14 protein-coding genes are annotated in these 13,989 nt (G+C 66.9%); 1 reads left to right on the top strand and 13 read right to left on the bottom strand.

Annotation, left to right across the window (positions count from 1 at the left end; translation table 11 throughout):
• The 9 genes from J0J01_RS02845 to J0J01_RS02805 form a co-directional block, all read right to left on the bottom strand.
• Positions 1 to 672 (bottom strand): amino acid ABC transporter permease, encoded by a 672-nt coding sequence (locus J0J01_RS02845; RefSeq protein ID WP_296378661.1) that lies wholly within the window; start codon positions 670 to 672, stop codon positions 1 to 3.
• Positions 673 to 836: 164 nt separating this feature from the next.
• Positions 837 to 1,688: a transporter substrate-binding domain-containing protein gene (locus tag J0J01_RS02840; protein ID WP_296378660.1), complete on the bottom strand. Its 852-nt coding sequence runs from the start codon at positions 1,686 to 1,688 to the stop codon at positions 837 to 839.
• 55 nt (positions 1,689 to 1,743) lie between these two features.
• Complete coding sequence (locus J0J01_RS02835) at positions 1,744 to 2,544, bottom strand: SDR family oxidoreductase (protein ID WP_296378659.1); 801 nt, start codon at positions 2,542 to 2,544, stop codon at positions 1,744 to 1,746.
• A 114-nt stretch (positions 2,545 to 2,658) separates the two neighbouring features.
• Complete coding sequence (locus J0J01_RS02830) at positions 2,659 to 3,204, bottom strand: carboxymuconolactone decarboxylase family protein (RefSeq protein ID WP_296378658.1); 546 nt, start codon at positions 3,202 to 3,204, stop codon at positions 2,659 to 2,661.
• 8 nt (positions 3,205 to 3,212) lie between these two features.
• Positions 3,213 to 4,028, bottom strand: coding sequence for an SDR family NAD(P)-dependent oxidoreductase (locus J0J01_RS02825; RefSeq protein WP_296378657.1), 816 nt, complete (start codon positions 4,026 to 4,028; stop codon positions 3,213 to 3,215).
• Positions 4,025 to 4,906, bottom strand: coding sequence for an MBL fold metallo-hydrolase (locus J0J01_RS02820; protein ID WP_296378656.1), 882 nt, complete (start codon positions 4,904 to 4,906; stop codon positions 4,025 to 4,027). Before J0J01_RS02820 ends, J0J01_RS02825 begins: the two co-directional genes overlap by 4 nt.
• A 14-nt stretch (positions 4,907 to 4,920) precedes the next feature.
• Positions 4,921 to 6,033 (bottom strand): S-(hydroxymethyl)glutathione dehydrogenase/class III alcohol dehydrogenase, encoded by a 1,113-nt coding sequence (locus J0J01_RS02815; protein ID WP_296378655.1) that lies wholly within the window; start codon positions 6,031 to 6,033, stop codon positions 4,921 to 4,923.
• A 27-nt stretch (positions 6,034 to 6,060) separates the two neighbouring features.
• On the bottom strand, positions 6,061 to 7,065 hold the full coding sequence (locus J0J01_RS02810; RefSeq protein ID WP_296378654.1) for a nitronate monooxygenase family protein: 1,005 nt from the start codon (positions 7,063 to 7,065) through the stop codon (positions 6,061 to 6,063).
• A 2-nt stretch (positions 7,066 to 7,067) separates the two neighbouring features.
• Entirely contained in the window at positions 7,068 to 9,392 is a 2,325-nt protein-coding gene (locus tag J0J01_RS02805) for a CoA transferase (protein WP_296378653.1), read from the bottom strand.
• 51 nt (positions 9,393 to 9,443) lie between these two features.
• On the opposite strand from J0J01_RS02805, the gene J0J01_RS02800 reads away from it, so the two are divergent.
• A complete protein-coding gene (locus tag J0J01_RS02800) occupies positions 9,444 to 10,658 on the top strand; it encodes an LLM class flavin-dependent oxidoreductase (RefSeq protein WP_296378652.1) in 1,215 nt (404 codons plus the stop codon).
• A gap of 316 nt (positions 10,659 to 10,974) precedes the next feature.
• On the opposite strand, the gene rutD is transcribed toward J0J01_RS02800, so the two are convergent.
• Genes rutD through rutA form a run of 4 tightly spaced genes read right to left on the bottom strand, consistent with a single transcriptional unit; the run spans position 10,975 to position 13,980 of the window.
• Positions 10,975 to 11,754, bottom strand: a complete 780-nt coding sequence (gene rutD, locus J0J01_RS02795) for a pyrimidine utilization protein D (RefSeq protein ID WP_296378651.1) — start codon at positions 11,752 to 11,754, stop codon at positions 10,975 to 10,977.
• Positions 11,751 to 12,140: a pyrimidine utilization protein C gene (rutC, locus tag J0J01_RS02790; RefSeq protein ID WP_296378650.1), complete on the bottom strand. Its 390-nt coding sequence runs from the start codon at positions 12,138 to 12,140 to the stop codon at positions 11,751 to 11,753. The genes rutD and rutC overlap by 4 nt, the downstream gene beginning before the upstream one ends.
• On the bottom strand, positions 12,140 to 12,892 hold the full coding sequence (rutB, locus tag J0J01_RS02785) for a pyrimidine utilization protein B (RefSeq protein ID WP_296378649.1): 753 nt from the start codon (positions 12,890 to 12,892) through the stop codon (positions 12,140 to 12,142). Before rutB ends, rutC begins: the two co-directional genes overlap by 1 nt.
• Positions 12,889 to 13,980 carry a pyrimidine utilization protein A gene (rutA, locus tag J0J01_RS02780; RefSeq protein WP_296378648.1) on the bottom strand — a complete coding sequence of 364 codons (1,092 nt, stop codon included), beginning with the start codon at positions 13,978 to 13,980 and terminating at the stop codon, positions 12,889 to 12,891. Before rutA ends, rutB begins: the two co-directional genes overlap by 4 nt.
• Between the last annotated feature and the right edge of the window lie 9 nt (positions 13,981 to 13,989).

Below are 13,989 nucleotides of genomic sequence, written 5' to 3'. Positions count from 1 at the left end.
TCAGTGCCTCTTCGGCCCGAGGCCTTCGAGCCAGCGGCTGGCGACCACCAGCGGCACGAAGAACAGCAGATAGAACGCTGCCGCCAGGGTGAGCGGCGAGGGATTGGCGGCGATCGCCATGGCGCTCTGGGCGCGGCCCAGCAGCTCGGGCAGGGCGACGGCGGTGCCGAGCGCGGTGCCCTTGGTGATGGCGATGGCGCGGTTGGTCAGCAGCGGCACGGCGATACGAATTGCCTGCGGCAGGATCACCAGGAACAGGATCTTCAGGAAGCCGAGCCCCAGCGAGCGCGCGGCGTCCCACTGGCCCTGCGGCACCGCCTGGATGGAGGCCCAGAAGATCTCGGTGGCGAAGGCCGCCAGCACCGCGCCCAGCGCCAGCACCGTGGCGCCGAACGGCGAGAGCTGGATGTCGGCATAGGGCAGGCCGAAATACAGGAACACGATGACCACGAGCTGCGGCAGTGTGCGGAAGACATCGACGAAGACGACGATCGCGATGTCGGCCGGCTTCCACTGCATCGCCCGCACGACGGCGAGGACGAGCCCTGTCACCACGCCGATCGCGATCGTCGCCAGCGCGACTTCGACGGTCAGCCAGAACCCGCCCAGGATCGAGGGCCAATACTGGGCGAGGATCTGCGGATTGAAGAAGTTGTCGAGCAGGGGAGTCATCGAAGTCCCTTCCTCCTCTTCGCGGGTTCCGCGAAGGGGAGGTGTCGTCGTCTTACGGCGACGGAGGGGTCATAGGCCACAGTCCTGTTGCTCATGACCCCTCCGCCCGCGATGACGCGGGCACCTCCCCTTGGCGGATCCCGCCAAGGGGAGGTGAGCTTTTGTCACTTGCAGCTCATCTCGTGCGGTGTGGCATCGTAGCCCTTGAAGCCCGGCGGGCCCCAGCCCGGGAAGACCGTGCTGATCGACGAGCCGGGATCGACCTTCGAGCCGTACCACTTCTCGTACATCTTGGTGAGCGTGCCGTCCTTCTTCATGCACTCGATCGCCGCCTCGACGGTGTTGCGATACTGCGTGCTCTCGAGGCGGAACGCGTAGCCGAAGTTGCGGCCGTTGAAGTCCTTGAAGCCGACCTTGATCGCCTTGTTCTGGCTCGCGGCATAGACCGCGGTCGGGATCTCGTTCAGCGCGGTGAAGGCGCGGCGGGTGATCACCGCCTGCACCGAATCGGGGAAGGTGTCGTAGCGTTGCACCTCGAAGCCGTACTTCTCGGCGTTCTGGGTCGCCCAGGTGTCGGAGATGGTGCCGCGATTGACCGCGAGCTGCTTGCCCTTGAGGTCCTCGAAGCCGTTCATGCTGTCTGCGGCTCGAATGATGAAGCCGTTGCCGGTGGCGAAGAACGGCTCGGTATAGAGCATGCGCTCGGCGCGCTCGGCGGTGATGTTGAGCGGATTGACGGTGAACTCGATGCGCTTGGAGAACAGCGCCGCAAACAGGCCGGAGAAGTTGATGTCGACGATCTCGACGCCCGGCCGGCCGATCCGCTTGCCGACCTCCTTGATCATGTCGACGCCGAAGCCTTCGGGCCCCGAGGCGCCGCGCACCATCCACGGTGCGACGCCGAAGTCCGAACCCACGACCAGCGTCTTGTCCTTCGGATGGTCGGCGTCCTGCGCCCAGGCGGCGCCCGACAGTGCCATAGCGGCCGCCGCTGCAATCAGTGTGCGTGCAAACATCTTGCTCCCCAGTCGTTCGGTCCGCGGCACGCAAAGGCTGTGCCGGTCCCGCGCACTATCCTCTTCTGACGCTGGCTCCGCCATCGACCGGGAGTGTCACTCCGGTGATGAAGTTCGCCTCGTCGGACGCCAGGAACAGCGCGGCATTGGCGACGTCCCAGCCGGTGCCCATCTTCTTGCGCAGCGGCACCTGGGCGTCGCGCATCGCCTCGATCTCGGCCCGGGTCTTGCCGAACTCGCGGGCGCGGGTGTCGACCGCCATCGGCGTATTCATCAGGCCGGGCAGGATGACGTTGGCGCGGATGTTGTACGGCGCGTTCTGGTAGGCGAGCTGCTCGGTGAAGGCGACCATCGCCGCCTTGGTCGCCTTGTAGGCGACGTACGGGTAGGTGGTGATCACCGCCATCGACGAGATGTTGATGATCACGCCGCTCTTCTGCTCGCGCATGATCGGGATGACGTGCTTGGCGGCGAGGATGCAACTCTTGAGGTTGATCGCGACGCAGCGGTCGAACGCCTCCTCGGTGATCTTGTCGAGCTCGGCGTCGCCGCCGGCCAGCGACACGCCGACGTTGTTGTGCAGGATGTCGATGCGGCCCCAGCGGGCATGGGTGTCGGCGACCATCGCCTTGAGGTCGGCGTTCTTGGTCACGTCCGCCTTGAAGGCGACCGCGGTGCCCTGGTTGGCGCCGATCATGTCGACGGTCTCCTGCGCCGACTCAAGGTCGCGGTCGACGCAGACGACCTTGGCGCCCTCGCGCGCGAAGGTTAACGCGGTGGCGCGGCCGTTGCCGATGCCTTCGCCCGGGCTCTGGCCGGCGCCGACGACGATGGCAACCTTGTCCTGCAGGCGCATTTCCGTTTCTCCCTATGCCGTCGTCCCGACCGTAGCGCGCAGCGCGTAGTGGAGGGACCTTGTCTTGAGGTTCGAAAAGCAGAGGCCCCTCGGCTTCGCTCGGGGCGACGATGGTTACGTAAGCGGGTACTGCTTGAGTACCTCTTTGTACTGCGGCTCGTTGTCGATCTTCATGGTCGCCAGCACCCGCACCACCGCGCAGTAGAAGGCGATGGTCAGCACCAGGTCGGTCATGTGCTCGTTGCTGAGATGCTGCTTGATCTCGGCGAAGGTGGCGTCGGACATGCCGATGTCCCGCACCATCTCGCGCGCGCCCTTGAGGACCGACTTGGCGAGCGGCTCGAGCTTGGAGGGCTTGCCTTCGGTCTCGAGGAACAGGCCCTGGATGTCCGCGTCGGTGACGCCGAACTCCTTGCCGATCTTCACGTGGTGGGTGAATTCGTATTCCGACTTCTCCATCCAGCCGACCTGCAGGATGGCGAGCTCGCGCAGGCGCGGATCGAGCGTGCTCTTGTTGCGGATGAAGCCGCCGATCCCGTGGAAGGCCTTCGCCATGCCCGGAGAATTGACCAGCAGCCGCGTCAGGTTGATCGGCCGCTTGAGCAGGTCGCGCTGCTCGGCCGGTAGCTGGTCGGCGTCGATGTAGGGCAGGCGGGCCATTCTTCCTCCTAATGATCCTGCGATTCGCGGGCCGGGCCCTGCAGGGTCACACCGCCATCGACCACCAGCACCTGGCCGGTGATGTAGCGGGCATGCGCGCTCATCAGGAAGCGCACGGCGTAGCCGATGTCCCAGCCGGTGCCCTCGATCTTCAGCACCGAGGCTGACGCGCGCTGGGCACGGTTGGCCTCGCTCATGCCATTGCCGCGATTGACCATCGGCGTGTACATCGGCCCGGGGCAGATGCAGTTGACCCGGATGTGGTCCTTGCCGTGATCGACCGCCATCGCCTGGGTCAGCCCGATCACCGCCGCCTTGGAGGCTGAATAGGTCGTGAGCCCGCGCGGCCGCAGCGCCGAGATCGAGGAGATGTTGACGATCGCGCCGCCTTTGGCGGTCTTGATCATCGCCGGGATCGCGTGCTTGGAGAGCAGGAACATCGTCTCGACATTGACCTGCATCACGCGGCGGTATTCCTCGGGCTTCTCCTCGACCACGCTGCCCCGGCTGCCGATGCCGACATTGTTGTCGAGGAAGTCGAGCCGGCCCCAGCGATCGACCGCGGCATCGACCAGGCGCTTGCAGTCGGCCTCCTCGGTGGCGTCGCAGGCTTCGGCGACGGCGGTGCCGCCCTCGGCCTTGATCATCTCGACGGTGCGCTGCGCCAGCTTCTTGTCGAGGTCGGAGACCACGACCTTGGTGCCGGCGCGGGCCAGCAGGATCGCCGCGGCGCGGCCGTTGCCGATGCCGTCCCCGGCGGCGCCGCCGCCCGAGACGATCGCGACTTTGCCGGCGAGGCCGGCGTCATCTTCACGTCCGGTCATTTCACGATGTCCCAATCGATGCGGAAGGTATTGCCTTGCGGCTTGATGTAGCCGGCATTGGCGCCGGGGAAATGCGCGGGGCAGAGCAGGGCGCCGCTCGCGACGCAATCCTCGAGCAGCTTGCGGCGGGATTTCGCCGACAGCGCCTGGTCGGTGCAGAACTGGCTCGACCAGTCGGGGTGATAGACCTGGATCGGGTGATGCATGATGTCGCCCGAGAAGCAGGCCTGCCGGCCGCCGTCCTTGAGGTTGATGGCGATCGAGCCCGGCGTGTGACCGGGGTAGTCGGCAATGGTGAGCATCGGGTCGGGCTGGTGGTCGCTGTCGATCATGACGGCCTTGCCGGCCTCGACCACGGGCAGCACCGAATCGTCGAACGAGCCGCCGTTGGTCTCGTTGCCTTGTGTCTTGTGCTCCTGCTCCCAGTGCGCGTATTCGCGCTTGGCGAACAGGTATTTGGCGTTCTTGAAAGTCGGCACCCAGCGGCCGTTCTCGAGCTGGGTGTTCCAGCCGACATGATCGACATGCAGGTGGGTGCACATCACGAAGTCGACCGAATCGGGATGGCAGCCGCAGGCCTTGAGCCGATCGAGAAACGGCGTGTTGAGGTTGTTCCAGCCGGGATTGTGCCGCTGCTTGTGATTGCCGAGGCAGGTGTCGATCAGGATGGTGTGCTTGCCGGTCTTGACCACCCAGGTATGGACCGAGCCGACCAGCCGGTCGCTGCCCGGCTCGACATGCTCGGGCACCATCCAGCTCTTCTGGGCGTCGAAGGCTTCCTGGTCGAATTTCGGGAACATGCGCGCGGGCTTGAATCCGGCGCCGCAGATCTCCTCGACCTTTTCGATGGTGGCGTTGCCGATGGCTCTCGCGGCCATGTGCTCCCTCCCGGTTAGAACGTGACGACGCTGCGGATCGACTTGCCCTCATGCATCAGATGGAACGCGTCGTTGATCTTCTCGACCGGCATGACGTGGGTGATCAGCGAATCGATGTCGATCTTGCCGTCCATGTACCAGTCGACGATCTTCGGCACGTCGCGCCGGCCCTTGGCGCCGCCGAACGCCGTGCCCATCCACTGCCGGCCGGTCACGAGCTGGAACGGCCGCGTGCTGATCTCCTGGCCGGCGCCGGCGACGCCGATGATCACCGACTTGCCCCAGCCGCGATGGGCGCATTCCAGCGCCTGGCGCATCAGTTTGGTGTTGCCGACGCATTCGAAGGAGTAGTCGGCGCCGCCGTCGGTCAGCTCGACGATGTGGGCGACCAGATCCTTGCCGCCGATCTCGTTGGGATTGACGAAGTGCGTCATGCCGAATTTCTTGCCCAGCGCCTCGCGCGCCGGGTTGAGGTCGACGCCGACGATCATGTTGGCGCCGGCGAGCCGCGCACCCTGCACGACGTTGAGGCCGATGCCGCCCAGGCCGAACACCACGACATTGGCGCCAGGCTCGACCTTGGCGGTGTTGATCACCGCGCCGATGCCGGTCGTCACGCCGCAGCCGATGTAGCAGACCTTGTCGAACGGCGCGTCGCTGCGGATCTTGGCGAGCGCGATCTCGGGCAGCACGGTGAAGTTCGAGAAGGTCGAGCAGCCCATGTAGTGATGGACCTTCTTGCCGCCGATCGAGAAGCGCGACGTGCCGTCGGGCATCACGCCCTGGCCCTGCGTCGAGCGGATCGCGGTGCAGAGGTTGGTCTTGCCCGAGAGGCAGGATTTGCAGTTGCGGCATTCCGGCGTGTAGAGCGGGATCACGTGGTCGCCCTTCTTCAGCGACACCACGCCCGGCCCGACATCGACCACGACGCCCGCACCCTCGTGGCCGAAGATCACCGGGAACAGGCCTTCGGGATCGCCGCCGGAGCGGGTGAACTCGTCGGTGTGGCAGACGCCCGACGCCTTGATCTCGACCAGCACCTCGCCGAACTTGGGGCCCTCGAGATCGACGGTTTCGATGACGAGTTCTTTCCCGGCCTCGTAACAGACCGCAGCCTTGGTCTTCACGCTGTCTCTCCCTTGATGGGAGGGAGCCTAGCGCACGCGGGCGACCCGAGTCGCGGCCGAATTGACCTCTTCCGCACCGCGCGGCGACAACGAACGGGCCTCGCGGTACTGCGCGACCAGGCGCCGGCAGAGCTCGGCGGCGTCCGGCACGTCGTCGATGTTCCCGACGCCGTGGCCCGCGGTGTAGATGTCCTTCCAGCGCTTCTTGTTCTCCTGTGCCGCGACGATCTTGCTGGGCAGGGTCGTGCGCAGCACGTCGAGGTCGATACCGGCCGCGAGCAGGCTCGGCGTCAGCCAGTTGGCCGGCGCGCCGTCGATCGAGGCGGTGAGGAAGACGTCGGTGGCGCGGGTGTCGAGGATCATGCGCTTGTGCGCTTCTGCCGCCATCGCCTCGCGGGTGGCGATGAAGCGCGTGCCGATATAGGCGAGGTCGGCGCCCATGGTCTCGGCGGCCAGCACGTCGCGGCCGGTGGTCAGGCCGCCGGCCAGCACGATGGCGAAATGATCACCGAGCTGTCGCACTTCGTTCATCAGCGCGAACGGGTTGATCGTGCCGGTATGGCCGCCGGCGCCGCCCGCGACCGCGATCACGCCGTCGACGCCGGCTTCCAGCGCCTTCTCGGCGTGGCGGCGGTTGGCGATGTCGTGCAGCGCCACCGCGCCCCAGCCATGGATGCGCTTGATCGCATCGCCCGGCGCGCCCTTCGAGGTCAGCACGACCGGCACCTTGTACTTCTCGACCAGCTCGAGATCGCCGGGATAGCGCGGGTTGGACGGATGGACGACCAGGTTGACCGCCCACGGCGCGGGCTGCTTGCCGGCATCCTCCAGCCGCTTGATGCCCGCGATCATCTCGTCGAGCCAGGCCTGGAACTCCTCGCGGCTGCGCGTGCCGTGGGCGGGGAAGCTGCCCATGATGCCTTCGCTGCAGCAGGCCAGCGTCAGCGCCGGGTTGGACACCAGGAACATCGGCGCGGCGATGACGGGCATCGCCAGGCGCTCGATCAGCTTACGTACCTCGGCCTTGGCCATGGTCAGACGTTCCCCACCGACGGCGTCGTCGCGGTCACACCGTCCGCCTCGAGCGCCTGCAATTGAGCCTCGTTGTATCCCAACACTTCGCGCAAGACCTCGGCGGTGTGCTGCCCGAGGTCCGGCGCGGTGCGTTCGATGCGTGCGCCCTGGCCGTCGAGCCGGTAGGGCAGGCCCTTCACCAACCCGTCGCCGCGCACCAGGGTGACGCCGGCCAGCGCCCGGTCGCGCAACAAATCTGCGCCGTCGTTGCAGGGCGCGGCGGCGATGCCTTTGGCCAGCAGGCCGGCGACGGCCTCGCCACTATCGCGCGCCGCGCACCAGGCTTTGAGGCTGGGATCGGCAGCCGGCAGCGTGACGGCCACCCAGCGTCCATCGCGGCAGCGATAGGTGTCCTGCTGCGCCACGCCTTCTTGCCGGTTACCCGACCGGACGGGTCGGTGCGTCGGATCGGCAGCCGCGGCGAGAATCTCCTCGCCGATGGTGAAGGACGCGACCTCGCGCTGGGAAAAATCAAGGAAGCAGCCCTGGCCGGTGCGGCGCGCCTCCATGACGGCGGTGATCACCATGCCCGAGGCGAACAGCGACACGATCTGGTCGGGATAGTTCACGTCCATGCCCGAGATGCGCGGCTCCTCGCCCTCGTAGCCGGTCAGCGCGGCGATACCCGAGGTCGCGTCGAGCGTGCTGCCGAACGACACGTTCATGCGTTCGGGCCCGGTGTCGCCCTGGCTCGAGATCGCGGCGAACACCAGGCGCGGATTGATGGCGCTCAGATCCTTGTAGCCGAGGCCCGCGCGGTCGAGCACGCCGCGGCGGAAGTTCTCGACCACGACGTCGCAATGCTGCGCGAGCTCGCGGATCACGCGTTGCCCGGCCGGCGACTTGAGATTGAGCGCCAGCCCGCGCTTGTTGCGGTTGGTGAAGCGGAATTGCGGCGAACGGTTCCACCAGCCGTCGGCATCATCCATCTTGCCGACGACGCGGAACGGATCGAGATAGGCGCCCGATTCGACCTTCAGCACGTCGGCGCCGAGATCGGCCAGCATGGCCGAAGTGTTGGCGCCGGCCGTCAGCAGGCCGAAGTCGAGCACGCGCACGCCGGATAGAGGCCGCGAGCGTTCCTCCCCATTCATATAGGGAGGTGTCGCGGTAGCCCGCGACGGAGGGATCATGACCCCTCCGTCAGCGGAAGACGCTGACACCTCCCCAGATGAATGGGGAAGAGAAAGAGCCGGAGCACTTCTCGGTGCGAAGGATTGGCCGTTCCACTGCACGGGAAGCTGCGGCATGCGCAGTTCGCCCAGTCGCGGATGCGCGATATCCGCCAGGAAGCTGCGCGCCACGTACTGCTCGGTCTCGAGCAGCTCTGCCGGCGAGAAGATCGGGCCGAACGGCACGCCCCTGGCCTGCGCCGTCGCCTGGATCTCGGCGCGAGTTTTGTCGGCGAACCACGGCGTGATGATCGCGTAGAGCTCTGCGACGTGCTTACGGCGGCTGGCGCGCAGGTCGAACTTCGGATCGGCAAGCCGCGAGTCGCCGATCAGGACGCGCGTCGCCAGCCACTGCGTCGCGGTGTAGACCACGGCCACATGGCCGTCGCGGCAGGGCACGATCTGGAACTCTGAGTTCTTGCCCTCGCGGCTGGGCGAGGTGCCGGTCGCCTCGGCGCCGGAGGCTGCCTTCCAGTTCACCCATTGCAGCACTTCGGCGAGCGAGACGCGCACCGGCGGCGGGGCTTGCTTCGCATCGCGGGCGGCGAGCGCTGCAGTGAGGCCGGTGAATGCGGTCAGGCCCGCGGCGTAAGAGGCCTGGTGGCCGCCGAGCCGGAGCGGCTGGCGCTCGGGCTCGCCCACCATGTGCAGGAGACCGCTCAGCGCGAGCAGGGTGAACTCGCTGACCGGGCGTTGGGCCGCGTCCATCTCCAGCGGGAACGCCGCGATCTCGATCGGCGTCGCGCAGCCGGCCCGGACCAGCGGCGCGATCGAGGCGGGCTCCTCGAACAGCACGGCATCGGCCGTCTGGAGCAGCTTGGCGAGGTTGGTCCGTCCGGCCGCCGCGGCGAAGTCGAGCGTGACCGAACGCTTGGAGGTGTTGAGGAACTGGAACAGTGCGCTCTCGCCCTGCGGCAGAAGCGGCGGCGCGCGGCGCACCGGGTCGCCGTCCGGCGGCTCGATCTTGAGTACGGTGGCGCCGAGATCGGCCGCGATCTTGCCCGCAAGCGACGTCGCCAGGCGCAGGCACAGCGGCACGTCGCGGTCATTCACCTCCAGTACGGTGAAGCGGGCGAGCGGCAGGGTGTCTGTCGGGCTCTTTGGCGGGCTCATGGAACGGTTTTCGCTAGCCCGTGCTAGGGTCGCTGTCCACGGAGGAATTCAATGGCACAGACGGGCAAGCACAAGGGCCTGGAGTTCGGCATCTTCCTCGCACCCTTCCATCGGGTCGGCGAGAACCCGACGCTCGGCATGGCGCGCGACATGGAGCTGGTCGAATGGATCGACGAGCTCGGCTACGACGAGGCCTGGATCGGCGAGCACCATTCCGCAGGGTGGGAGACCATCGCTTCGCCGGAAGTGTTCATCGGCGCGCTGATCGAGCGCACCCGCTACATCCGGCTGGGCTCGGGCGTGACCAGCCTGCCGTACCACCATCCGCTGATGGTCGCGAACCGCTTCGTGCAGCTCGACCACATGTCGCGCGGCCGCACCATGCTGGGCTGCGGCCCGGGCGCGCTGCCCTCCGACGCCTACATGATGGGCATCGAGCCCTCGACCCAGCGCGACCGCATGGAGCAGTCGCTGGCCGCCATCATGGCGCTGCTGAAGTGCGAGGAGCCGGTCACCATGAAGACCGACTGGTTCGAGCTCAAGGAAGCGCGGCTGCACCTCGCATCCTACAGCCATCCGCATTTCCCGATCGCCTGCGCCAGCACCATCACGCCCTCGGGCATGATCGCCGCCGGCAAGCACGGTGTCGGCGTGCTGTCGATCGGCGCCGGCCTGCCGGGCGGCCCCGAGGCGATGGCCAAGCAATGGGCGATCTACGAGGAGACCGCGGCCAGGCACGGCCACAAGGCCGACCGCTCGAAGTGGCGCATCGTGGTCAACGCCCACGTCGCCGACGATGACGAGCGCGCGCTGCGCGAGGTCCATGCCGGCGAGCGGCGCGAGACGGTGACCTATTTCGAGGACACGCTGGGCCGCCCGCCCGGCCGCTCCGACGACCCGCTGCGCGAGGGTGTGAAGCAGGGCACGACGCTGGTCGGATCGCCCGACACCGTGGCGAAGGGGATCGAGCGGCTGCTCGGCTACTCCCAGGGCGGCTTCGGCGGCATCCTGTTTCGCGCCCATGAATGGGCCGACCGCGAGGCGACCATGCGCTCCTACGAGCTCTTCGCGCGCTATGTCATGCCGCGCTTCCAGGGCTCGCTCGACACCATCGTCGGCTCGAACAGCTGGGCGCGCGAGAACCGCAAGGCGGTGTTCGGCCCGACCGTGGCGGCGGTGAAGAAGGCCTTCACCGATGTCGGCCGCGAGGTGCCGGACGAGTTCCGCGCCCGCACCGTCGGCGCGCGCGACGTGGCCGACGACTAGGGGCCAGCCTTCGCAGATCGGCACCGATGAAGAAGGTCTTCACCGGCACCGGCCGCGAGGTTCCTCGTGGCTTCTGCTGGGTCAGCGCCTCGATCAGGCGTCGCAATATGTCGATCGCCAGGTCGCCCTGCGTCGACGCTGTAACGTCCATTGCGCTCGTACGGGACGACTCGACGATGAATGTTGCGCAAGTAACGTAGAGAGCGAATCGATCGGAATTCGTGCGAGTCATCGCGCGTCATTACGCGTCGGTGACGTCATGTCATCGGGTCGCGCGCGCATTGCATCGCGCGATGCTCTTGGTTGCGTCGGTAGCTCAGTGAGAGTCGAGAAAAGCGAGCAGCGACGCATTGAACGCGTCGGGCTGCGTGACGTTTATCGCGTGCGCGCCCCATGGCGCAATGTCGAGCGTCGCGTGCGGGATCGCAGCAGCGAGCTGCTCCGACATCGAGCAGGGCACCAGCACGTCGTCGCGTGCGGCAGAGACGAGAGCAGGCACGCGCAGCGCCGCGAGACGATGCGTGACATCGAATGCCAGCAGCGCGGCGATGCGACGGCGCAGCGTGTCGGCGCCCTGGAAGCCCGCGAGCCCATGCGCTTCTTCCTGCGCGGCGCGCTCGGCGTTCCTCGCCAGCCAGTCGGCGGGATAGAGGAAGATCGGTTGCGCACGGACGTAGGCCGCCGGGCCTTCGTGCTTGAGCAAGGCGAGGCGCATCTCGAAGCAGCGCTTGGTGTGGGCGTGCGCCGCGGCCCAGCCGTTGACGACAGTGAGCGAGTGCAGTCGCTGCGGATGTCGCATCGCGAGGTCGAGACCGATCAGGCCGCCGAGCGCGTGGCCGACGAAATGCGCCTTGTCGGTCTTCGTCGCCTCGAGCACGGCGAGCGCCTCGTCGGCCATCGCGGCGATGCTGTGGTCGTCCGACAGTTGTCGCTTGTTGCGCCCGGTGCCGGCCTGATCGTAGGTGACGATGCGATAGCGCGCCGCGAGAGCTGCGAGTTGCGGCGCCCAGTAGCCGGCAGTGCCGCCGAGGCCCGACGAGAGCAGGACGGTCGGCGCGTTCGGCCGTCCGCTCTCGCGGACGTCGAAGAAGCTCACTTCTTGCCGATATGCGCGATGGTTGCGATCTCGACCAGGGCATCCGGCTTCACCAGGCCGCACTGGATGCAGTAGCGCGCCGGCTTGTCGCCCGGGAAGTACTTGCCGTAGACGCCGTTGACGGCGCCGTAGTTCGCCCAGTCGGTGAGGAAGATGTGGTTGAAGGTGACGTCGGCCATGGTGCCGCCGGCCGCCCCGATCACTGCTTTGATCTGCTCCAGCACGAACTCGGTCTGCTTGGCGGCGTCGCCGACATGGACGACGTTGAATTCCTTGTCGAGCGCCAGCGTGCCCGAGACATAGACGATGCCGTCAGCGGAAGTGCCCGGCGAGTAGGGCGCGAGTGTCGGGCCGGCACCCGGCGGGAAGATGGCGGTCTTGGGCATCAGGTCTCTCCCTTGGTCTTTGCCATTGGATTGCTGTTGGACTTCAGCGCCGCGAGGAATTCCTCGGTCGAGGATACCCAGCCGAAGAACTTCTCGATGTTGTAGAGCGAGGCCTGCAGCACGAAGTCGGGGCCGGCATGGTGCGTGGCGTCGTGCAGCACGACGCCGAAATATTCGAGGAAGAAGCCGTCGCGAAGGGTCGACTCGACGCAGACGTTGGTGGCGATGCCGGTGAAGACCAGCGAGCGGATGCCACGGCTGCGCAGCACGCTGTCGAGGTTGGTGTTGAAGAAGGCGCTGTAGCGTGGCTTCTCGACGACGATGTCGCCGGGCTGCGGCGGCAACTCCTGCACCAGCTCGTAGTCCCAGCCTCCCTTGGCCAGCAGCTTACCCTGCAGCTCGGGCTTGCGGCGCATCAGCTTCAGAGCGTTGGACTTGTGATAGTTGGGCGAGCCCGGGCCGCCCGCTTCGACATAGTCGGGATCCCAGCCGTTCTGGAAGTAGATCACCGGCATGCCGACCGCGCGTGCGGCGGCAGCGGCCTGCTTGATGTTGGCGATCGCGGCCGGCGCCCCCGAGACGTCGAAGCCCGCCAGGCTGGTGTAGCCGCCGGGCGAGGCATAGGCGTTCTGCATGTCGACGATGATCAGCGCAGTCTCCTGCGGCCGCAGCATGATCGGCTCGGGCTTGGCCGGCAGCAGGCGGGCGGCGGGATCCTCGGCGGGGAAGTAGCTGACGGGGTTGTCGGTCATTCGGCGGCCTTCAGCGATTGGACGACATGCTGGCGGGTCTTCATCAACGGCTGGATGCGCTCGCCGAACATCTTCGTCCCGCTCACGAACTCGTCGAAGGTGAGCAGCACGCCGGCGAGGCCCGGGATGGCGTCGATCTCGTCCATCATCTTCGCCACCGAGGCGTAGGAGCCGCACAGCAGCCCGATGTTGAGGTTGACGTTGCTGACCTCGGACGACATGTGGCGCACGTTGGTGTCGGTGCCGGACTTGGTGTCGGCATTGCTCTGCTGGGTCAGCCAGCGCAGCGCCTCGTGGTCGGCGCCGCTCTTGTAGAGGTCCCACTTGGCCTTGGCCTCGGCGTCGGTCTCGCCGGCGATGATCATGAACAGGCCGTAGGTCGCGACCGTGCGGCCGCTGACGGCGGAGGCCTTCTGCAGGCGATCGACGGTCGGCGCGCAGGCGGTCGGCGTGTTGAAGCCCATGCCGAACACGAAGTTGTAGTCGGCGTATTTGGCGATGAACTTCATGCCGGCCTCGCTCTGGCCGGCCGAGATCAGCTTGATCGGCGTTTGCGGCCGCGGCTCCAGCCGGCAGTCCTCCATCTTGAAGAACTCGCCCTTGAAGTCCGAGCGGCCGGTCGCCCACAGCTCCTGCATGATCTGGACGTACTCGGCGGCGAAGTCGTAGCGGCGGGCGAAGTACTCGTCGCCGGGCCACAGGCCCATCTGCGAGTACTCCGGCCGCTGCCAGCCGGTGATGATGTTGAGCCCGAAGCGGCCGTTGGAGATCGAATCGATGGTCACCCCCATGCGCGCGGCGATCGCCGGCGGAATGACCAGCGTCGGCACCGTGGCATAGAGCTTGATGCGCGAGGTGATGGCGGCGAGGCCCGCCATCAGGGTGAAAGATTCGAGGTTCTGGTCCCAGAAACCGCTCTGGCCGCCGAAGCCGCGCAGCTTGATCATCGACAGGGCGAAGTCGAAGCCGTAGCGCTCGGCATTCAGCGTCGTCTGCTTGTTGAGCTCGAAGCTGGGATTGTATTGCGGCGAGGTCGTCGAGACGAGCCAGCCGTTCCTGCCGATCGGAATGAAGACGCCGATATCCATGCCCTGCCT

The organism is Reyranella sp. (genome assembly GCF_017305915.1).
In the GTDB taxonomy this organism is placed as follows: Bacteria; Pseudomonadota; Alphaproteobacteria; order Reyranellales; family Reyranellaceae; genus Reyranella.
The sequence above is the reverse complement of the archived record's forward strand: the minus strand, read 5'-3'. Positions and strand labels throughout refer to the sequence as shown.